Origin of the sequence: Pseudoalteromonas rubra (assembly GCF_001482385.1) — a bacterium.
Classification (GTDB): Bacteria; Pseudomonadota; Gammaproteobacteria; order Enterobacterales; family Alteromonadaceae; genus Pseudoalteromonas; species Pseudoalteromonas ardens.
In genome coordinates this window covers 641,846-661,276 of record NZ_CP013612.1, presented here as the reverse complement: position 1 = coordinate 661,276, position 19,431 = coordinate 641,846, and the positions used below count along the sequence as shown (strand labels likewise).

Genomic DNA, 19,431 nt, shown 5'->3' with positions numbered 1-19,431 from the left:
TACTCCCTATAAAAAACCGGCTTTCGCCGGTTTCTCTTTACTTTAATGCCCTACGCAATATTTTGCCGACATTGGTCTTCGGTAATTCATCTCTGAATTCGACCAATTTAGGGACTTTATAATTGGTTAGCTTGTCGCGACAATGACTTATTATATCTTTTTCTGTCAAAGATGGATCCTTTCTCACAACAAAAACTTTCACCTGTTCGCCACTGACTTCATGCGGCACACCGACAGCTGCCACTTCCAACACACCATCGTGCATTGCAACGACTTCTTCAATCTCATTAGGGAACACGTTAAAACCAGAGACCAAAATCATATCTTTTTTACGATCTACGATGTAGAAAAAGCCTTCTTCATCATAAATAGCAATATCACCTGTTGCGAACCAGCCATCCTGCAAACATTCAGCTGTTGCGTCCGGACGATTATAGTAGCCAGCCATGACCTGAGGACCTTTAACACAAAGCTCTCCTGGCTCGCCCAGCGGCATCTCTTCACCCTGATCATTAATGATTTTCAGATCCGTACTGGGTGCCGGTAATCCAATTGAACCATTATAGCCATCAATGTCCCATGGACAAATAGTAACCAAAGGCGCACACTCTGTCAGGCCATAGCCTTCCATAAGCTTGCTCTTTGTCACATTTTGCCACCGCTCAGCAACTGGTCGCTGCACAGCCATACCACCACCAAGCGACACCTTCAGTGTTGAAAAGTCCAGGTCGGAAAACCCTGGCGTGTTAAGTAAACCGTTAAACAAAGTATTTACGCCAGTCATGACGGTGAAGGGGTATTTTGATAACTCTTTAACAAAGCCAGGCATATCCCTCGGGTTTGTGATCAATAGGTTGTGGCCACCATACTTCATGAAGGTAAGGCAGTTCGCTGTCAGTGCAAAAATATGATAAAGCGGTAACGCAGTCACGACTACTTCGCGACCCTTATCCAGTACTTTATCAAGACAACCAGAAACCTGCTCCAAATTCGCAACCATATTGCCGTGAGTCAGCATTGCACCTTTGGAAACTCCGGTCGTACCACCCGTATACTGGAGAAATGCCAAGTCTGTTAGTGCCACCTCAGGTACTTTATATTGGCTGGGGTCAGCACTTATCGCTTGTGCAAAAGGCTTTACGTCCGGCAAGTCATAATCAGGCACCATTTTCTTAAACTTTTTAACCACAAAATTGACTAAGTGCTTCTTGATGCCACCTAGCATGTCGCCAATTTGCGTCACCACTATATGTTTGACGCCCGTCGTTGGCAGTGCCTTTTCGAGTGTATGTGCAAAGTTTGCCAATATGAAGATTGCTTTTGTTTCTGAGTCATTAAGCTGATGCTCAAGCTCTCGCACTGTGTACAAGGGGTTCACATTGACCACCGTACAACCAGCTCGTAACACCCCCAAAATGGTGATGGGGGTTTGCAGCAGGTTTGGCATCATCACCGCTATTTTGTCCCCTTTACCTAATTTAAGGGTATTTTGAATATAACTGGCAACTGCCTTGGTAGCCTCATCAACTTGTTGGTAAGTCATTGTTTTACCCATGTTACTGAAAGCCGGTAACTGGGCAAACTCTCTAAAACTTTTGTCGAATAGTTCAAGCAGCGAGTTGTAGTGTTCTGGGTCGATTGTTTCCGGCACCCCTTCGGGGTAGCGCTTTAGCCAGATTTTTTCCACTCTAAGCTCCTGTGTTCTCGTTATTTTTTATATTGGTCTTACCTTAATACAATTAAGGCACACAAACAATTGAGTAAATACTCTAAAGCTCAGATAGTCCCACATTTGACACAATTATACAATCAGGAAACGCCGGGATGTTTTATATGTGTTAAAACCTGTTCTAACACTTGTTCCGGATTCTCCATGTGACAGTGGTGTCCACCTGCAACCTCTATACATGTAAACGCTTCAAAGCATTCAGAAAACTGCCCTAAGCTATGCTTCATTTGTGCGTACCCAGACGCCCCCATAATTGCCAAAGCGGGCGTTTTCACACCTTGCAACAGCGATAGCGCCTGAGCACGTGAAAAACGCGTTGTAGAAGGTAGCTTTAATTTTGGGTCCGTCGTTAAGCGCGCGCCCTCCTCAAGCTCTTCAATGTTTCGCTCCATTAATATAGCAGCAATTTCTTCGTTGAAATCGCTAACTTTAAGCCGTGCTTTGATGATAGCTTGTTTGTCAGCAAACAGGCGCAAAGTTGTCTCGTTAACTTGCTCAACTACCTGCCGTGCTGCAAATGCATCAAGCAACTGTTGCTTAGCGTTTTTATCACTTTGATATAATAGTCCAATACCGTCTATCAATGTCAGTGTATTTACTTTTTCAGGATACAGGCTGGTGAACAAACCACCAACCAAAGCCCCCATCGAATGCCCGACGATATGGCAACACTCAATATGCTTAGCGCGAAGAAAAGCCAAAACATCATAAACATATTCTACAAAATAATAATGCGCGTCGGCACTTCGCCAGTCCGAACTACCATGACCCGGGAAATCTAACGCAATAAACTTAAACGCCTCTAGCGCACGGTGTGGCAACTTATCTAACAACGGCAAAAAGCTGTTGCTGTTATCCTGCCAGCCATGCAACATCAGGACAACTTGCTCCCCCTCTCCCACTTCCTGGTAGGCGAACCCACCCACCCGTCCTTGTTTTATCTTGTTTTTAATAGTAATCAACATAAATTCATATTCTTATTGAGCGTATTACATTAATATTCTACGCATTATAGCTCGCGTGCAAAGTACTAATCACTGTCCTCACAATGGTTGACTCATTGCCAATACGAGCAAAAATACGGGAACATTAAGGATCATTTATGACACGCAACATTAGCGCTCTGGCGTTTGCCCTGGGCTGTACCTTATCAAACTCAGTATTTGCTGCACCAAAGAATATCATTTATATGATTGGTGATGGTATGGGGCCAGCCTTCACTACAGCCTATCGTTATATGCAGGACGATAAAGCGACCAAATTCGTTGAACCGACTGTATTTGACTCTATCCTGGTGGGCATGGCGCATACCTATCCAGACGACGATACCGTGGTGACAGACAGCGCAGCTGGCGCAACGGCGCTCAGTACAGCCGAAAAAAGCTACAACGGAGCAATTGCGGTAGATACACATAAGCAATCTCTTAAAACTATGTTGGAAATTGCCAAAGAGCAAGGCATGACAACAGCACTCGTGGCAACATCCCAGATAAACCACGCCACACCAGCAAGTTTCGCGGCACACAATGAATCAAGACGTAACTATGACGAAATTGCAGATGATTATATTGACAACAAAATTGCTGGTAAATTACCCGTCGACTTGCTGCTAGGTGGTGGTACCAAGTACTTTATTCGTGATGACAGAAACCTGGTCAGCGAATTCAAAGAAGCCGGTTACCAGTATGCTGACGCGTTTGACAAGCTTGATTCACTCAGCCGCCTTCCGGCACTGGGTTTATTCGCAGAGGTTGCTTTTCCTCATGCAATAGACAGTGAGGAACCTAAGCGACTGACCACAATGACTAATAAAGCCCTGGATTTGTTAGACAAAAACAATGAAAAAGGCTTCTTTGTTATGATTGAAGGCAGTCAGATCGACTGGTGTGGACATGCAAATGACATCGCTTGTGCGATGAAAGAAATGGACGATTTCGCTGGCGCAATCACCGCAGCTAAGGCCTATATAGACAAAAATCCTGACACAATATTGGTTGTGACTGCTGATCACTCTACCGGCGGCCTGACGCTGGGGAGCAATGGCGTATATCAATGGAAGACAAATGTTGTTGCAAAAGCGAAAGCCTCAGTGAAAGAGCTTACCAATACTATTTCAGAGGCGAAACCTAAGCAAATGGCCAAGTTCTGGACTCAGCTGACCGGTTTGCCCTTTGACGAAGACACCAAGAAGGCGCTTATCAAAGCACAAAAGGACTCAAAAGAGGCCTTATATAAAGCAGCAAATAAAATCATCAATGATGCCAGCTATACTGGCTGGACAACCAAGGGGCACACAGCAATCGATGTACAGGTATTTGCCTATGGCGAAGGACGCGATGCATTCATTGGTTCTCTGAACAACACGCAAATTGCCGATAAGCTGATCTCCTACATAGAGAAATAACAAGCATACGGTCAAGCGGATCATCATCACTGATCCGCTTACTCAAGTTGTGGGATCACGAATCATTTCATGTTCGTTGCCGTTAGCCTGGGTATTTAGCAGCCCCATAGCATCCTCTATAGGCATAGCTTTGTAATATAGGAATCCCTGCACACAGTCTACCTGCGACTGTTTAACCAGATTTTCCTCTTCTTTTGTCTCTACGCCTTCAGCCACCAGCTGGAAGCCGAGTTTAGCGATCATCTCCGAAAGATTGGTGTATAAAGATACAGATTTACAGTTATAGCTCTCGGGCAACAAACTTCGGTCTAGTTTAATCGTATCAATATTGAGTTTTGATAAAACGGATAGACAAGAGTAGCCCGTGCCAAAATCATCCATAGCGCACGCTATCTTATGCTCACGAAGCAAATTAACCACATCAACCGTCCTGTTAAAATCCTCGATGTAACTGGACTCAAGTAATTCAACCTCAATCTGACCTGGATAATCCGCAAATGCCTTCACGATGCGTTTATACCCGCCGGTTAGCAGATTTTGAGGCGAGATGTTAAAACTGACTTTGGGCCTGAACCCTGCTCTGGCAAACTGCTCAAGGTCTACTTCAAGCTGATCGATAACAAAGTTATCTATGATATGTAGCAGCGAGTGTTGCTCCAGCGTTGCTAAAAACCAGGGGCCCTGAATCTGTCCATCCGCCTCTTTTAACCTCAACAAGGCTTCAAAGCCAACAACTTCCTTCGTGTAAGGATTTATTTTTGGCTGATAGAACAACATCAATTCTCCCCGGTTAAGCGCATCCGTCACTTCCTTCAAGCTGTGTACATTGATTTGCTCTTCACGTTGCGAGCGAGTGTATAGGCTTTCTGCCCCCGCCTCTATCAATCTGCCAGTCGTAAATCGCTTAAGTAACACATCCAACGCCTTACCGGACAAGTTGTGATCCCGGTTAAATTTTAAAAATGGATAATACAAAACAGCATTGAGTGCAATTAATAGGATTTGAAGTACAACCCCACTGATACTTTGCGTCAATAACCAGCCACTGATAAACACAGGCGTAAACCAGGGAATATCCATTGCAGGTGCCAGTGTGATAACGCCAGTTGAAATACACACATAGGAAATTAACGCATTTAATAAAGGGCTCAGCAAAAATGGGATAAGCAGATAAGGATTAAAGACAATAGGCAAAGCATAGAGCATCACCTCACTGATGTTAAACAACGCAAGCGGCGAAGCAATCATTGCTATGCTTCGCTCATGACGTGCATTTTTAAGTAGCAAAGACGCAATGATCAGGCCCCAGATACAGCCCGTACCACCAATAATAACGAAGCAGGTATAGAAGTCGTAGCTCGAAAGTTGAGGTAACACCAGATAATCGGTTAACTCGCCCGACACCAACAAATGGTATGTGTTATCGCCATGAACACCAATAAACCACAGTAAATGTGAAAAGATCAGCTGCGCCGAAATTTTCTCGAATACACTCCAGGTAGGATTAAGCAGTTTCAAGGTACTATGAAGCTGACCGGTGAAATGATCGAATAGAGGAATAACTAACAAAATGATCGCGGTGACGAGAATATAAGGAATGATCAAATTAAGGTGTTTACGCAAAAACAGACTAATCGAGCTAATCCCTACCAATCTTAACCAGCGGATCCGCTCAATATAAGCCAGCAGGTAACAACACAGAACCGGCATTAGTAGAGAATATAGCATACCATTACGGTGCACTATATTGAGCGCTCCCTGACTGATCTCAATGTAACCTGTCGTCGCTGTGAAACAAGCCAGCACTAAGACAGGCCCAGCGATGGTGTGTATTTTAAGGTTCTTCGACAGATAGTAACTGAAAGAAATGAGTGTAAGTAACGGGAAAATCCCCCACACCAGCGTATTAAAGTCACCAAGCGCTTGATACTTTAATTTACTTAGGTCATCTCCAAGCCACTGGTTTAGAAGAGTAATTACTGATGCAACAATAAAAAATGGGATGAGCGCGATATAACCTTCGCGCAACGACAAAACAACCGTATTTGAAGAAAGCTTGAGTGCAAACTGGTTAAATCTGTTCAGCAAACGCGTGACCATAAATTGTTATTTTCTTTTAACATTACTCCAAAAGCAGATTAAAACAAATGAATTGACTAAATTTTTGCTGAAAAATATTCAAGCCGAGAAACGGGCCGCAGAGAGGCACTTATTAAGACAAAGAGTAATTATGAACGATTAGGTAAAATGTCAGGCGTAAATGCTGACTCCAAGTAGTGACTGAACTTCGCTTCGCCGTTCTTGGTTTTGAATTGCACTATAGGATTGTATAGCAACACTGGTTTTAAAGTTAGGCTGATCATAGATGACATCTCTTTTGTCATCAGTATACTGCTGGGCCAGTGCGACACCCGCATCGGAGTATTTGAGTTTAGCAGCTTGCCGAACTGGTGCTTGGGTGTCGCTCACAGCAGGTTTAACAACCGACTGTCTCAGTTGATAAGTATCCTGATTTTGAACAAGCTGGTTGATTTTCATCAGTCTATATCACCAAAAACCCAATGCACCAGTATAAGGTTAGCCCGTTACTCGCGTCCGGGCAACTTCTTCCACGTCACTGTATCCCTAACATACCGGGGCTGAGCGTCTGCAGCATTAACAACCTTACCGGCTTCAAACTGCGCAATGCCGGTATCTAACATATATTCAGCATGCGGCAGCGTAATATCATTATGTACTTCGAGACCGAGCTTTTCAGCGACATCCGAATAGGTCTGCCAGCCAGTGCCGACTGCAAGTACGCCTTCAAATTCACCGTCAATAAGCTCAGGCTTAATCACTCTTTCTTCACCCAAGGCAATCGCCTGATTATTATCCGAACGGGTATAATGACAAAGATAAACCTCACCCATACGCGCGTCAATCGCAACCAAAACCTGCTTTGCTTGGGTTTGCGCAAATGCCTGTTGTGCCATTGCCTGAAGCGTCGAAACACCTGCCAGTTGCAAGTTTCCGGAATACGCTAACCCCTGGGCAACAGCGACTCCGATACGTACCCCAGTAAAACTGCCTGGTCCACGGCCAAATACCAGACCATCCAGATCTTTAAGCTGACAACCTGCTTCAGTAAACAGTTGCTCGACTAAAGGCAATATTTTCTGACTATGTTGCTGAGGGCACTCTTCAAAGTGGCGATACAGGTTGCCGTTGTACGACAACGCCAGGCTAAGAGCTTCCGTTGAAGCATCCAGGGCAAGCAAATTATATTTCATGCTGGTCAATATTCTCTAAAAATGACAACGCCTTATCCAAATCGCGAGTACGTGACATGGGAGGCAAACTTTTAATAAAGGTTTCACCGTATTTTCGCGTAACCAGACGATTATCGCAAATAATTAGTACACCTTTGTCTGTCTTATCACGGATCAGGCGCCCAACCCCCTGCTTTAGCGCAATAACAGCCAGAGGCAGCTGAATTTCATCAAATGGTTCCTTATCCTGCAATTGGGCGTCTTTCATCCGAGCCTGCAATAACGGATCATCCGGCGAAGTAAACGGCAGCTTGTCTATAAGCACACAACTCAGCGTATCACCACGTACATCAACCCCTTCCCAAAAAGACGCAGTGCCCATTAAAACCGCATTACCATGGCGGACAAATTGCTCCAGAATAATCCGCTTTGATGCTTGCCCTTGCATAAACACCGGGTATTCTGTCGCAGTACTCAGTCCTTCATAAACCAAGTGCATCACTCGATAACTGGTAAAAAGCAAAAACGTACGACCCTGGGCTGCATTGATCACTTGCTTAGCGATTTTAACCAACGCATGCGGCATCATTTCATCTTTGGTTTCAGGCAGATAACGGGGCAGACAAAGCATGGCCTGCGATTCATAGTCAAACGGGCTGTCGACGATGGCCTGATGATCTGGTGCCAGGCCCAAACTGGCGTTAAAGTGCGCGAGGCTATTGTCCACCGATAAAGTTGCAGAGGTAAACACAAAGCTCGCTTCGCTTTTAGCCATCATGTCTTTAAATCGATTAGAAACATCCAACGGCGTGATATGAATTGTCAGGAAACGACGGGTGGTTTCGAACCAATAACTAAAGCCCGACTGAGTAACATCAAAGGCCCGGTCGAGTTGTCCTTTAAACGACAAAACCCGCTCCAGCGGATGTTCTATCTTATCAGAGCGGTCGAGGCACAACTTAAGCACCTGATATAAAAAGTCCAGATTACTGATAACCCTGTGCAGCGCATCGCAGATCACTTTGTCCTGCAACTTTTCTCGCCAGTCTCCCCTTGCACCATCCCCCCCAAACACAAGTCGCAGATCAGCTACACTGGTCTCCAACTTATTCAGCGTTTTGCCCAGTTGCAACATATCCGGAATGTCACTTCGGTAAATCAACCTTAAATCATTAATGAGCGCCTGTAGCTGTTTAGTACTGATTGACTCACCAAAGTAATCAGATGCAATTTCACCAAGCTGATGCGCCTCATCAAAAATGTAGGTATCTGCGGTTGGCATTAACTCTGCAAACCCCGATTCTTTCACCGACATGTCAGCAAAAAACAAATGGTGATTAATCACAACCAGATCGGCCTCCGTCGCTTTTAATCGGGCTTTACGTATATAACAGTCGGCAAAATCCGGACAATCCTTACCTAAGCAGTTGTCCGCAGTCGAGTTAACATAAGGCAGTACTTTGGCGTCTTCTTCAATACCCACACAGTCTGCGAGGTCGCCGCTTTGTGTTTCAGTAGCAAACTTAGCAACCATGGCCAGCTGGTGCATCACATCGGGGTCGTCACTTGGCACATGGGCCACATGTTCATTCAGCCGATAAGTACACAGATAATTCGCTCTACCCTTTAACAAAGCAACCTTACGGCCTTTGCCAAGCGCATTAAGTAGCTCCGGCAAATCTCTATGATACAGCTGCTCCTGCAGAGCTTTTGAGCCGGTTGAGATGATCACCTTTTTATCGTTCAGAAGTGCAGGAACCAGATAAGCAAATGTCTTACCTGTCCCGGTGCCCGCTTCCACCACACACTGTCCACCCTCTTTGACCACCTGATCTATGGCTTCGGCCATATCGATTTGAGGTTGTCTTGGCTGATAACCGTTAAAGTGGTGTGCCAGGGGACCATTTTCTGAAAAATACTGAGTGATAGACAAAATTAATGCGCTGCTTAATGACTGGGCGAGGCAATTCTATGGTGGATAAGGGGCAAGCGCAAGTAGGCATGGTTGTGTATCGTGGTCCGTCAGATTCTTTAAGTTCTGTATTCTCTGGTGCACCTGGAGTGTTGTTATACCACATTACACGTACTCCGAGAAAAGAGGTACCTGGCTCTACAGCCCTAGAATAGTTGAGTTCTGTCAATATACGGCGCCAATTCACTTTTATGACCCAGGTGGCTTTTCGCCTTTGAGATAGCCAAGTTTTACAATAGGTTGAAGCAAGACCTAATTCCTTGAAAGGAGAATTTCACTAGGCAAGCTTAGTATCTCAGGTTATAAACCCTATGATTTTAACATAAAAAAACCAGCTACTGCTGGCTTTAGGCAATAAATATTCCGAAATTTTAACTGAGATATAGTTCCAGGTAAAAGAACATATTAAGCGCTATAAGTTTCATTTAGAATTAGCCCAACCAATTACAACTTCTTTTAGCGGGACATTTGATTCAATAATGATAGTGTCATAACTTTTTCCTAATTCAGCGGCGTTGTTTCCTAAATCATTGAACTAATTTAGCCTTGTGTGATCAGATCTCAAAAGCAAACACCGAGACTGAACTTTGAAAGAAAAGCGTATCATCAACTGGCGCGAATATAACAAAGCCCTTATCGCCAGAGGTAACATCCAACTTTGGTTTTCCGAGGATGCGATTGAACAGTGGAACAACACGCAACATCACGGCGGTAAAGGCCGAGCTAATCATTTCTCAGAGCTGGCGATTGAGACCTGCCTGACTTTACGGGCTGTATTTCGCTTGTCTCTTCGAGCTGCACAGGGTTTTGTTTCCTCATTAATATCAATGATGAAGCTTGATTTGGATACGCCAACTTATAGCTGTTTGTGCAAGCGTAGTGCAGAGCTGGCAGTTCGCTATAGGCCACACTCCAGTGCATCCGGAGGCATTGATATTGTGGTTGATAGCACTGGTTTGAAGGTGTACGGAAATGGTGAGTGGCACGCAAGAAAACATGGTGCAAACAAGCGCCGAACATGGCGAAAGCTACACCTGGCAGTTGATCCAGATACACACCAAATCGTAGGCGCTGAGTTGTCCACAGTGTCTGTAGCTGATTCAGAAGTTTTGGGTGACCTACTCAGACCATTGCGCAGGAAGATCAGCTCAGTTAAAGCAGATGGTGCTTATGATACCAGAGGCTGTTATGCCGAAGTAGCAGCTAAAAAGGCCGAAGCAGTGATCCCACCAAGGAGTAACGCGCAGTTGTGGGAGGGTGGACATGCTCGCAACAGCGCGGTCATTTTAACAAAGCATATAGGCAGCAGTGAGTGGAAAAAATGTGTGAACTACCACCAACGTTCACTGGCGGAAACGGCAATGTACCGATACAAACAGCTAATGGGTGACAAGCTGGTCAGTCGTGGATTCAATCAGCAACACACTGAAGCGATGATCAAAGTGAAAGTACTCAATAGAATGACTGGGCTAGGTATGCCTGAATATCAGGGAAGCAGTTGAAATCTCGGTGTTACCTAAGTTATCTGGATTTGATCAACAAGGCCCACGCTCATAACAATTCTCCCTATTTTCGACATATTATACCCCTTTATACTCAGGCAGAGATCTTTTACTTGCCAGCAAGTAAAAGATCGTTAAGATGCGCGCAACAAAGCAGGCAGCAAGCCAAGAGCCCAGAGCCATTGAAGTTAAGACACTGTCTTCTATTTCGCTTTATGACACTCTATTGAAATTTGCTACGACCATTATAGGAAACTAGGTTGTCCGCTTAAGCCGATCTTCGTGCCAAACACGACGACTCTCCAACAGATGAAACATTGTTTTCACTCGTAGCCAATGATCTGATAAGCCAGGGTTATAGTATTCGCCCAGGTGCGATACCTTGCGATCTGGTGGACGATTTACTGGCCTATCAGCACAGCATAAGTACCCAGAAATATGAACAAGCAGGCATAGGCCGGGCGATTACTTTTTACACAATGACTTTGTGCGGACAGACGAAATTTGCTGGATAAAAGGTGAGTCTGAGACCGGCCAGCGGTGGCTGGACTGGACCAGTCACCTACAACAGTTCCTGAACCGTCGCTATTCATGGGACGGTTTTCGTTTGAAAGTCATTTTGCCCATTACGCCAGCGGCAGTTATTACAAACGCCATTAAGACGCATTTCAAGGGGAGACGAACCGAGTGTTGTCACTGGTTACTTATCTTAACTCGGGCTGGGGCCCTGATGATGCTGGAGAATATGGTACTCTATTGGAAAGAAAGTGACCTTGAGGGGAGCAAGGTGGTTCCATTGCATGGTACTCTGGTGCTGTTTCTAAGTGGAGAGTTTCCTCAAGAAGTGCTCCCGGCAAACCGAGACAGATATTCTGTCGCGGGATGGTTCAGGGTAAATACCTCCATTGCAGGAAAAATAGACCCTCCAAAATAAAAACATGCTCTAAGCCCGGCGGAAACACCTTAACCGGGCATTAAATATTGTTAGGCCCAGGTATCCAAATGCTGCTCTTCGTCGTCGACTTCACTCTGATCTTCGTCTTTATTGCGTGCATCTTCTTCTTTGTGCTTCTGCCGTTCCATCTCAATTAAGTGCTTTTTACGTTTAATTTTTTCAGCCCGGTTGTCGAGCACACCTGCAACTTTAAACGGTCCATCGTGGCTCACCTGCAATCTGACAATCGGTGCCAGAAATGGTTTAAATGCATCCATAACCCACCTCTTTATGTGGTATTTCATGCCTTTATTATCGACAGTTATAATTTATTCTTTAATTTATGCAAAAAAGTACTTGCGTGCAATTCGTTACCTGTGTTTATCTATAAATACATTTTGAGCGCTCAATGCGCATCACGTTTTATACAAACAGTAAGAGAATTTGACATGCTATTTACACTGACAGCTATCCATCATCACCATCATACACCGGGATAACCTGTCAGGTATTTCGCTGGTGGGTTATTCCTTCAAGGAACCTCCGGCGAACAAGCACTCAACATAATTTATTTTCGCCCTGAGGTTCCCTCGGGGCTTTTAGTTTTTAAACTTAGGAAATAAATTATGAACACCAACAACCGTTTACGAATTGCCATTCAAAAATCTGGCCGACTTTCCAAAGACTGCCAGTCACTGCTTAAACAACTCGGGATTAAACTAAATCTGCGTGAGCAGCGTTTGATCGCCCACTCAACCAATATGCCAATCGATGTACTGAGGGTCCGAGATGATGATATTCCGGGGTTGGTCATGGACGGAGTCTGTGATTTGGGTATTGTCGGTGAAAACGTGCTGGTAGAAACTCAGGCTGAGCGCCAGCGTAACCAGCAACCCAGCGAAGTGACTAAACTGGCGAAACTCGACTTTGGCTATTGTCGCCTGGCATTGGCATGGCCTCAGGAACTGGGCATACAAGACAAAGATTGGTTCAATGGCAAACGCATCGCCACCACCTATCCCGAAATTCTTAAGCAGTACCTGGAAAAAGAGCAAATTGAAGCCAGCGTGGTGATGCTAACAGGATCTGTTGAGGTTGCACCACGTGCGGGCTTGGCAGACGCCATTTGCGATCTGGTCTCTACCGGTGCCACACTGGAAGCTAACGGCCTGATGCAGGGAGACACCATTTTGGAGTCAAATGCCTGCCTGATCCAAAACGCTAATCTCAATGACGATGACAAACTGTCGCTCATCAACAAACTCATGCCTCGCCTGCGTGGTGTAAAGCAGGCAAAAGAGAGCAAATACATCATGCTACACGCACCAAAAGCGCGCCTGGATGAAATTTGTGCTTTGCTCCCTGGTACAGGTCAGCCAACTCTGTTAGCACTCGCCGGTAGCGAGGACTATGTTGCCCTGCACATGGTCAGCAGTGAAACATTGTTTTGGGAAACCATGGAAGAGCTTAAATCCCTGGGTGCTAACTCCATTCTTGTAATGCCAATCGAAAAAATGATGGAGTAACAACGCATGTTGATCTGGAATGAGGCTAACCGGGCACAGCAACAGGCAGCACTCGCCCGTCCGGCAGTGACAATCAGTGACGAACTTCAGCAAGTGGTAACCGAAATCATTGCAGATGTCGAACTAAATGGGGATGAAGCACTGCTTGAATACGCCCGCAAGTTCGATAAACGCACGCAGCCCAGGTTGCTGGTATCAGCTGAAGCAATACAATCCAGTGAAGATGCAATTTCGCCGGAACTAAAGCAGGCAATCGATCAGGCATACAGCAATATTCGTGCATTTCACGCATTGCAAGTGCCAACAGAGAAGCGTCTCGAAACACAGCCTGGCGTTATTTGTGAGCTGAAGTATCAGCCTATCGACGCAGTTGGTTTATACGTGCCGGGAGGCAGCGCACCACTCCCCTCTTCTGTGCTGATGCAAGGTGTGTGTGCGCAACTGGCAGGTGCACAAACTATTGTACTGTGTACCCCAGTCAACGGTGTTCAACAAATTGATCCGGCAATTTTGTATGCGGCTAAAAAATGCGGGATAAGCACAATCATCGAAAGCGGTGGTGCCGGAGCTGTTGCGGCGATGGCACTTGGCACGTCAAGTGTGCCAAAGGTAGATAAAGTGTTTGGCCCTGGAAATGCGTTTGTCACTATGGCCAAACAATTGCTATCACAGTCTTTACCCGGGTTCGCGATTGATATGCCAGCAGGTCCGTCAGAGGTGTTGGTTATCGCCGATGAACGCGCGAACCCAGCCTATGTTGCAGCTGATCTGTTATCACAAGCTGAGCACGGGCCCGACTCACAGGTGCTCCTGCTCAGCAACAGTGAAAAACTTATCATTGAAGTACAGGGCGAGCTGAACCGACAGCTATCTCAGCTCAGCCGTGCCGATATCACAAAACAAGCATTGGACAACAGTACCCTGATTTTAGTCGCTGATATGGAACAAGCATTTGCGGTGAGTGCTGAGTATGGTCCTGAGCACCTTATCTTGCAGCTCGGCGAACCAGAGCCTTATTTACCGTTAGTCAAAAATGCAGGCTCGGTATTTGTCGGAGATTATACACCTGAGTCTGCGGGTGATTATGCGTCGGGCACGAACCATGTGTTACCGACTTATGGCTACAGTCGTTGCTACTCAAGCCTTAACCTGCTCGACTTTTATCGTACTTATACGCAACAGACAATCAGTAAAGGGGGTTTACAGAAACTGAGCAAAGCCATCTTACCCCTGGCGCAGGCCGAAGGTCTGGATGCCCACGCCAATGCTGTAAAAATCAGGCTGGAGAATAACGCATGAGTCAAATTGAATTACCAGAGAACATTGCTGCGCTGAATGCATATAGTTCGGCAAAGAGTGAAAAGCTCACCGGCACAACCTGGCTGAATGCCAACGAAAGTCCGTATTCACGACGCGTGAGCCTCAACTTTGATGCGCTTAACCGTTATCCGGACCCGCAGCCAGTGGCCGTGATCAACGCTTATGCAAGCTATTGTGGGCTGAGTCCGGAACAAGTGTTAATGACACGCGGCGCTGATGAGGGTATCGAGCTATTAGTACGCACTTATTGCACACCGGGCCAGGACTCTATTGCCTTATTCTTGCCCACTTATGGTATGTATAAGGTAACGGCGGATACACACAATGTCGGCATTACTGCACTTGAACAAACCCTTCTGCAACAAGGTAGCGCCGCAGAGATTGCAGGCGCTGTAGGCAACGCAAAACTGGTTTTCATCTGTAATCCCAATAACCCGACGGGCGCAACAATAGGCACAGATAAAATCGCTGCAATTGCGGCGGCTTTGAAAAATAGAGCACTAGTTGTGGTAGATGAAGCATATATTGAGTTTTGCGAACAGTTAACTGCCGTGAATCTGTTATCTGATTTCGATAACCTGGTGGTACTACGTACCTTGTCAAAAGCATTTGCCCTTGCCGGGCTCAGAACCGGCTTTATGCTTGCCTCACAGGAGGTCCTTGCACCTGTTCGCAAGGTTATCGCACCTTATCCAGTGTCGGCAGTTGTCGCTCAAATCGCACAAGAAGCACTAACCCCAGATGCAATTACCCAGATGCGTCGCCAGGTGAGCATTCTAAATAAAGCCAAAGAAAAGCTCACTGAACTACTTGGAGGCTCTGACAAAATTGCCAAAGTGATGATTGGTGAAGGCAATTTCATCACCGTCCAGGTTCGTCAAAAAAGCGATATTGACCAGGCAATGCAATCGGGTTTGATCATGCGCCCTTTTACCCTCTTCGAGGAAAATAATTGGCTACGTATTTCAATTGGTAGCGAGCAGGAATTAGAACAAGTCAGACGCTGGCTGACACAACCACAGGCAGAACAATAACAATGAGTACTCCATATTTATTCATCGACCGAGACGGCACCCTAATTGAGGAGCCGGTTACTGATAAACAGGTAGACAGTCTGGAAAAGCTGGCACTGCTGCCAAACGTCATCCCGGCCCTACTCTCACTTCAGGCTGCCGGTTATAAGCTGGTCATGGTCTCAAATCAGGATGGACTGGGTACAGAGAGTTTTCCAGAGGAAGATTTCGCCCTGCCGCACAATCAAATGATGGCGATTTTTACCAGTCAGGGGATCCGCTTCGACGAGGTTTTAATTTGTCCGCACTTTGACGAAGACAACTGTGAATGCCGAAAGCCTAAAACAGGGTTGTTAACCAATCTGATGCGCTCTGGAAAAGTTGATTTGGCCAACTCCTATGTGATTGGTGACAGACAAACTGACATTCAACTGGCCAACAACCTGTGTATAGAAGGCATTCTATACGACGATAACTGGCCAGAAATTGTCACCCGTCTGACGACACAGAACCGTCAGGCAGCGGTGCAGCGCAACACCAAAGAAACACAGATCAGCCTGGCGCTTAATCTTGATCAAAACAGTACCGGCTCTATCAGTACAGGCCTTGGCTTTTTTGACCACATGTTGGATCAGATCCGCACTCACTCAAATATAGGTCTGACTATATCAGCAAGTGGTGATCTGCACATCGATGAGCACCACCTGGTAGAAGATATCGGCATTGCGCTAGGACAAGCACTCAAACAAGCACTGGGCACTAAATCGCAAATTGCGCGCTACGGATTCGCGCTGCCAATGGATGAATGCAAAGCCGAGTGTCAGCTTGACTTGTCTGGTCGAGCTTCATTCGTGTTAAATGCTGACTTTAGCCGCGAAAAAGTCGGCGACCTGGATGTACAAATGGTCGAGCATTTCTTTAAATCACTCGCCGATAATGCCAACATCAGCCTGATCCTGTCAGTGAGCGAAGGAAATTGTCACCACCAGGTCGAGGGCCTATTTAAGGTCTTTGCACGCGCGCTGCGCATGGCCATCGCAAAAGATACCAGCCAGCAAACCGCCAGTTCTAAGGGGTGCTTATGATTGCCATTATCAACACAGGGTGTGCCAATATTAACTCGGTCCGATTTGCCTTTGAGCGGCTCGGTGTTAACCCGGAAGTGATCCGCGACCCGGCGCAACTAAAGCAATTTGAGCGTGCAGTCTTACCTGGTGTCGGACATGCCTCTGTCGCGATGAAACGCCTGCGTGATCAAGGTTGGGATCAGGCTATCGCTGACTACCAAAAGCCACTTATGGGGATTTGCCTTGGTATGCAGCTACTTTGCGAACAAACCGAAGAAGGCCATGTTAAATGCCTGGGCCGTATTCCCGGGGAAGTGCGTCATCTTGAAACAGGGCAATTAACCAGTCCTCATATGGGCTGGAATACGCTGTCTTTGGTCAAGACACACCCATTAACGCAAGGGCTCACCCCGGACGATCAAGTCTACTTTGTGCATAGCTTTGCGCATAGTTGCAATGCCAATACCTTGGTTGCAAGTGAATATGGTACACGCTTCTCTGCAGTCGTTGCCAAAGATAACTATGCAGGCATGCAGTTTCACCCGGAAAAAAGTGCCAAAGTGGGTGCTAAATTACTCAATAACTTCCTGAACTGGCAATTATAAGGATAAGACTATGATCATTCCTGCATTAGATGTATTACAAAACCAAATTGTACGCCTGTATCAGGGCAAGTATGACACCGCACAGTTTTACCCTTTTGAGTTGGCTGAGCGTTTAAAAGAATACCAGGACTCAGGCGCTGCTAAGCTTCACCTTGTGGACCTGGAAGGTGCCCGCGATCCACAAAAAAAACAATGGCAACAGATCCAACAGGCCACTGCTGCGTTATCCGCCCCTTACCAGGTAGGCGGCGGCATACGCCGGTATGATGATGTAAAGCAATGGCTTAAAGCCGGTGCGCAACAAGTTGTCATTGGCTCCATGGCGGTCGACAGTAAAGAAGAAGTTGCCGCCTGGATTGAAGAGTTTGGTGCAGAGCGTTTTGTCATTGCACTCGATGTCAAACGTAGCGCTTCGGGATGGGCTGTTGCGACTCACGGCTGGCTTGAAGAATCTCAGTTGAGCCTGTTTGAACTCATTGATTTTTACCTGGCGCTGGGTGTGTACGACTTTCTATGTACGGACATCAGTAAAGATGGCACGATGACAGGTCCGTCTTTTACGCTTTATCAAGAAATAGTCGCTCATAGTCCAAGTGTCAGAGTTCAGGCATCTGGTGGGGTCAGTAGCCTTGAAGATATTCGTCAACTCATTGAACTGGGCGTGAGTGGGATCATCTTAGGCAAATCTCTGCTTGATGGTGCATTTACTGTTGAGGAGGCAATCGCATGCTATCAAAGCGCATAATTCCCTGCCTCGATGTAAAAAATGGCCAGGTCGTCAAAGGCGTTAAATTCAAACAGCACGAAATAGTCGGTGAAATTCTGGAGCTTGCATCGCTTTATAGCCAGGCCGGCGCCGATGAACTGGTATTTTATGAGATCAGTGCCAGCGTTGAAAAGCGCTTACTGGATGTAAACTGGGTTCGAGATATCGCGCGCCACATCGACATTCCTTTTTGCGTTGCAGGTGGCATTAAGTCTGTGGAAGATGCGGCTAAAGTGCTCGAGCAAGGCGCTGATAAGGTCTCTATCAACAGCCCGGCAATCGCCAGGCCGGAGCTTATCAAAGAGCTGCACGACGAGTTTGGCAAGCAGTGCGTAGTGGTTGGTATAGATAGCTTTTACGAAGCCAGTTCAGGAGAGTATCTGGTTTATCAGTTAACGGGCGACCCCAACAGCGCTAGCCAGACTCGATATAAAACCAGTGAGTGGGTACAGCGTGTGCAGGAGCTGGGCGCAGGAGAAATAGTGCTGAATTGCATGAATCAGGATGGAGTCAGAAAAGGCTATGACATTGAGCAGCTAAGTAATATTCGCAAACAATGTGATTTCCCTTTGATTGCGTCTGGCGGTGCAGGTTCAATGCAGGATTTCGTTGATGTTTTTCAACAGGCGAATGTAGACGGGGCGCTGGCAGCCAGCGTTTTTCACAAGCAGGTCATTGAAATTGATGCGCTCAAACAATATTTAGTAGATAACAAGGTAGCGAGCAGACTATGAAACTCACTCCAGATAACTTAAATACGTTGGACTTCGACAAAATGTCTCTAATTCCGGCCATTGTCCAGGACGCACAAAGCGGTGTTATTCTGATGCAGGGCTTTATGGATCAGACCGCACTCAGTACAACATTCGAAAAAGGTCTGGTTACCTTTTACTCCCGCTCTAAACAGCGCTTATGGACCAAAGGTGAAGAGTCAGGCAATGTGTTAAAACTGGTCTCAGCGTATACCGACTGCGACCGCGACAGCTTGCTGTTACTTGCTGATCCTGCCGGGCCAACATGCCACCTGGGCACACAAAGCTGCTTTGACGAAGCTCGCCCCGCCATCGCTTTTCTTTCAGAGCTTGAACGCGTCATTTGCGAACGAAAGGACGCCGATCCTGCGCAAAGCTATACAGCAGCTTTGTTTTCGAAAGATCTCAGCCGAAGCTGTCAAAAAGTCGGTGAAGAAGGAGTTGAAGTGGCATTGGCTGCCATGAAACAAGATCAGGATGAATTACGCAATGAATCTGCTGATCTGCTCTATCACCTGATAGTATTATTGCAACGCAGCGGCTTATCACTTGAGCAGGTTATAGAGACACTGAACGAACGTCATAAATAA

The 19,431-nt window shown here is 46.2% G+C and carries 17 protein-coding genes and 1 pseudogene; 11 read left to right on the top strand and 7 right to left on the bottom strand.

What is annotated here, in order from left to right; all coding sequences use genetic code 11:
• Positions 1-37 precede the first annotated feature (37 nt).
• Both fadD and AT705_RS21965 read right to left on the bottom strand, forming a co-directional pair.
• Positions 38-1,687 carry a long-chain-fatty-acid--CoA ligase FadD gene (gene fadD / locus AT705_RS21970; RefSeq protein ID WP_058798477.1) on the bottom strand — a complete coding sequence of 550 codons (1,650 nt, stop codon included), beginning with the start codon at positions 1,685-1,687 and terminating at the stop codon, positions 38-40.
• 122 nt (positions 1,688-1,809) lie between these two features.
• A complete protein-coding gene (locus AT705_RS21965) occupies positions 1,810-2,694 on the bottom strand; it encodes an alpha/beta fold hydrolase (protein WP_058798476.1) in 885 nt (294 codons plus the stop codon).
• A gap of 137 nt (positions 2,695-2,831) precedes the next feature.
• Here AT705_RS21965 and AT705_RS21960 point away from each other — a divergent pair, with 137 nt between their 5' ends.
• Positions 2,832-4,133: an alkaline phosphatase gene (locus AT705_RS21960; protein WP_058798475.1), complete on the top strand. Its 1,302-nt coding sequence runs from the start codon at positions 2,832-2,834 to the stop codon at positions 4,131-4,133.
• Between the two features lie 42 nt (positions 4,134-4,175).
• Here the strand turns inward: AT705_RS21960 and AT705_RS21955 are convergent, their stop codons facing one another.
• The 4 genes from AT705_RS21955 to AT705_RS21940 all read right to left on the bottom strand — a co-directional run bounded on the left by AT705_RS21955 (position 4,176) and on the right by AT705_RS21940 (position 9,317).
• The gene (locus AT705_RS21955) at positions 4,176-6,221 is read right to left on the bottom strand and encodes an EAL domain-containing protein (protein WP_237113876.1); all 2,046 of its coding nucleotides are present in this window, start codon (positions 6,219-6,221) and stop codon (positions 4,176-4,178) included.
• Between the two features lie 162 nt (positions 6,222-6,383).
• On the bottom strand, positions 6,384-6,671 hold the full coding sequence (locus AT705_RS21950) for a hypothetical protein (protein ID WP_058798473.1): 288 nt from the start codon (positions 6,669-6,671) through the stop codon (positions 6,384-6,386).
• A 47-nt stretch (positions 6,672-6,718) separates the two neighbouring features.
• On the bottom strand, positions 6,719-7,405 hold the full coding sequence (gene tsaB / locus AT705_RS21945; RefSeq protein ID WP_058798472.1) for a tRNA (adenosine(37)-N6)-threonylcarbamoyltransferase complex dimerization subunit type 1 TsaB: 687 nt from the start codon (positions 7,403-7,405) through the stop codon (positions 6,719-6,721).
• Positions 7,395-9,317, bottom strand: coding sequence for an ATP-dependent DNA helicase (locus AT705_RS21940; RefSeq protein WP_058798471.1), 1,923 nt, complete (start codon positions 9,315-9,317; stop codon positions 7,395-7,397). The genes tsaB and AT705_RS21940 overlap by 11 nt, the downstream gene beginning before the upstream one ends.
• A 626-nt stretch (positions 9,318-9,943) precedes the next feature.
• Here AT705_RS21940 and AT705_RS21935 point away from each other — a divergent pair.
• Positions 9,944-10,858: an IS5 family transposase gene (locus AT705_RS21935; RefSeq protein WP_058795759.1), complete on the top strand. Its 915-nt coding sequence runs from the start codon at positions 9,944-9,946 to the stop codon at positions 10,856-10,858.
• A gap of 317 nt (positions 10,859-11,175) precedes the next feature.
• Positions 11,176-11,792, top strand: a pseudogene (locus AT705_RS21930) (2OG-Fe(II) oxygenase).
• A 50-nt stretch (positions 11,793-11,842) separates the two neighbouring features.
• On the opposite strand, the gene AT705_RS21925 reads toward AT705_RS21930, so the two are convergent.
• On the bottom strand, positions 11,843-12,070 hold the full coding sequence (locus AT705_RS21925) for a hypothetical protein (protein WP_058798470.1): 228 nt from the start codon (positions 12,068-12,070) through the stop codon (positions 11,843-11,845).
• A 348-nt stretch (positions 12,071-12,418) separates the two neighbouring features.
• On the opposite strand from AT705_RS21925, the gene hisG reads away from it, so the two are divergent.
• The 8 genes from hisG to hisIE are packed head-to-tail and all read left to right on the top strand — an operon-like array spanning position 12,419 to position 19,431.
• Positions 12,419-13,318, top strand: coding sequence for an ATP phosphoribosyltransferase (hisG, locus tag AT705_RS21920; protein WP_049863375.1), 900 nt, complete (start codon positions 12,419-12,421; stop codon positions 13,316-13,318).
• Positions 13,319-13,324: 6 nt separating this feature from the next.
• Positions 13,325-14,617 carry a histidinol dehydrogenase gene (gene hisD / locus AT705_RS21915; protein ID WP_058798469.1) on the top strand — a complete coding sequence of 431 codons (1,293 nt, stop codon included), beginning with the start codon at positions 13,325-13,327 and terminating at the stop codon, positions 14,615-14,617.
• Positions 14,614-15,672 (top strand): histidinol-phosphate transaminase, encoded by a 1,059-nt coding sequence (gene hisC / locus AT705_RS21910; protein ID WP_058798468.1) that lies wholly within the window; start codon positions 14,614-14,616, stop codon positions 15,670-15,672. Before hisD ends, hisC begins: the two co-directional genes overlap by 4 nt.
• Positions 15,673-15,674: 2 nt before the next feature.
• Positions 15,675-16,736 carry a bifunctional histidinol-phosphatase/imidazoleglycerol-phosphate dehydratase HisB gene (gene hisB, locus AT705_RS21905; RefSeq protein ID WP_058798467.1) on the top strand — a complete coding sequence of 354 codons (1,062 nt, stop codon included), beginning with the start codon at positions 15,675-15,677 and terminating at the stop codon, positions 16,734-16,736.
• Complete coding sequence (gene hisH, locus AT705_RS21900; protein WP_058798466.1) at positions 16,733-17,323, top strand: imidazole glycerol phosphate synthase subunit HisH; 591 nt, start codon at positions 16,733-16,735, stop codon at positions 17,321-17,323. Before hisB ends, hisH begins: the two co-directional genes overlap by 4 nt.
• Positions 17,324-17,333: 10 nt before the next feature.
• On the top strand, positions 17,334-18,068 hold the full coding sequence (gene hisA / locus AT705_RS21895) for a 1-(5-phosphoribosyl)-5-[(5-phosphoribosylamino)methylideneamino]imidazole-4-carboxamide isomerase (RefSeq protein WP_058798465.1): 735 nt from the start codon (positions 17,334-17,336) through the stop codon (positions 18,066-18,068).
• Entirely contained in the window at positions 18,050-18,823 is a 774-nt protein-coding gene (gene hisF / locus AT705_RS21890) for an imidazole glycerol phosphate synthase subunit HisF (RefSeq protein ID WP_058798464.1), read from the top strand. The genes hisA and hisF overlap by 19 nt, the downstream gene beginning before the upstream one ends.
• Entirely contained in the window at positions 18,820-19,431 is a 612-nt protein-coding gene (gene hisIE / locus AT705_RS21885; protein ID WP_058798463.1) for a bifunctional phosphoribosyl-AMP cyclohydrolase/phosphoribosyl-ATP diphosphatase HisIE, read from the top strand. Before hisF ends, hisIE begins: the two co-directional genes overlap by 4 nt.

Bases quoted from the DNA above. Each gene is read 5' to 3' on its own strand.
- AT705_RS21965 (WP_058798476.1), bottom strand. From the start codon at position 2,694: ATGTTGATTACTATTAAAAACAAGATAAAACAAGGACGGGTGGGTGGG.
- AT705_RS21960 (WP_058798475.1), top strand. From the start codon at position 2,832: ATGACACGCAACATTAGCGCTCTGGCGTTTGCCCTGGGCTGTACCTTA.
- AT705_RS21950 (WP_058798473.1), bottom strand. From the start codon at position 6,671: ATGAAAATCAACCAGCTTGTTCAAAATCAGGATACTTATCAACTGAGA.
- tsaB (WP_058798472.1), bottom strand. From the start codon at position 7,405: ATGAAATATAATTTGCTTGCCCTGGATGCTTCAACGGAAGCTCTTAGC.
- AT705_RS21925 (WP_058798470.1), bottom strand. From the start codon at position 12,070: ATGGATGCATTTAAACCATTTCTGGCACCGATTGTCAGATTGCAGGTG.
- hisG (WP_049863375.1), top strand. From the start codon at position 12,419: ATGAACACCAACAACCGTTTACGAATTGCCATTCAAAAATCTGGCCGA.
- hisD (WP_058798469.1), top strand. From the start codon at position 13,325: ATGTTGATCTGGAATGAGGCTAACCGGGCACAGCAACAGGCAGCACTC.
- hisC (WP_058798468.1), top strand. From the start codon at position 14,614: ATGAGTCAAATTGAATTACCAGAGAACATTGCTGCGCTGAATGCATAT.
- hisB (WP_058798467.1), top strand. From the start codon at position 15,675: ATGAGTACTCCATATTTATTCATCGACCGAGACGGCACCCTAATTGAG.
- hisH (WP_058798466.1), top strand. From the start codon at position 16,733: ATGATTGCCATTATCAACACAGGGTGTGCCAATATTAACTCGGTCCGA.
- hisA (WP_058798465.1), top strand. From the start codon at position 17,334: ATGATCATTCCTGCATTAGATGTATTACAAAACCAAATTGTACGCCTG.
- hisF (WP_058798464.1), top strand. From the start codon at position 18,050: ATGCTATCAAAGCGCATAATTCCCTGCCTCGATGTAAAAAATGGCCAG.
- hisIE (WP_058798463.1), top strand. From the start codon at position 18,820: ATGAAACTCACTCCAGATAACTTAAATACGTTGGACTTCGACAAAATG.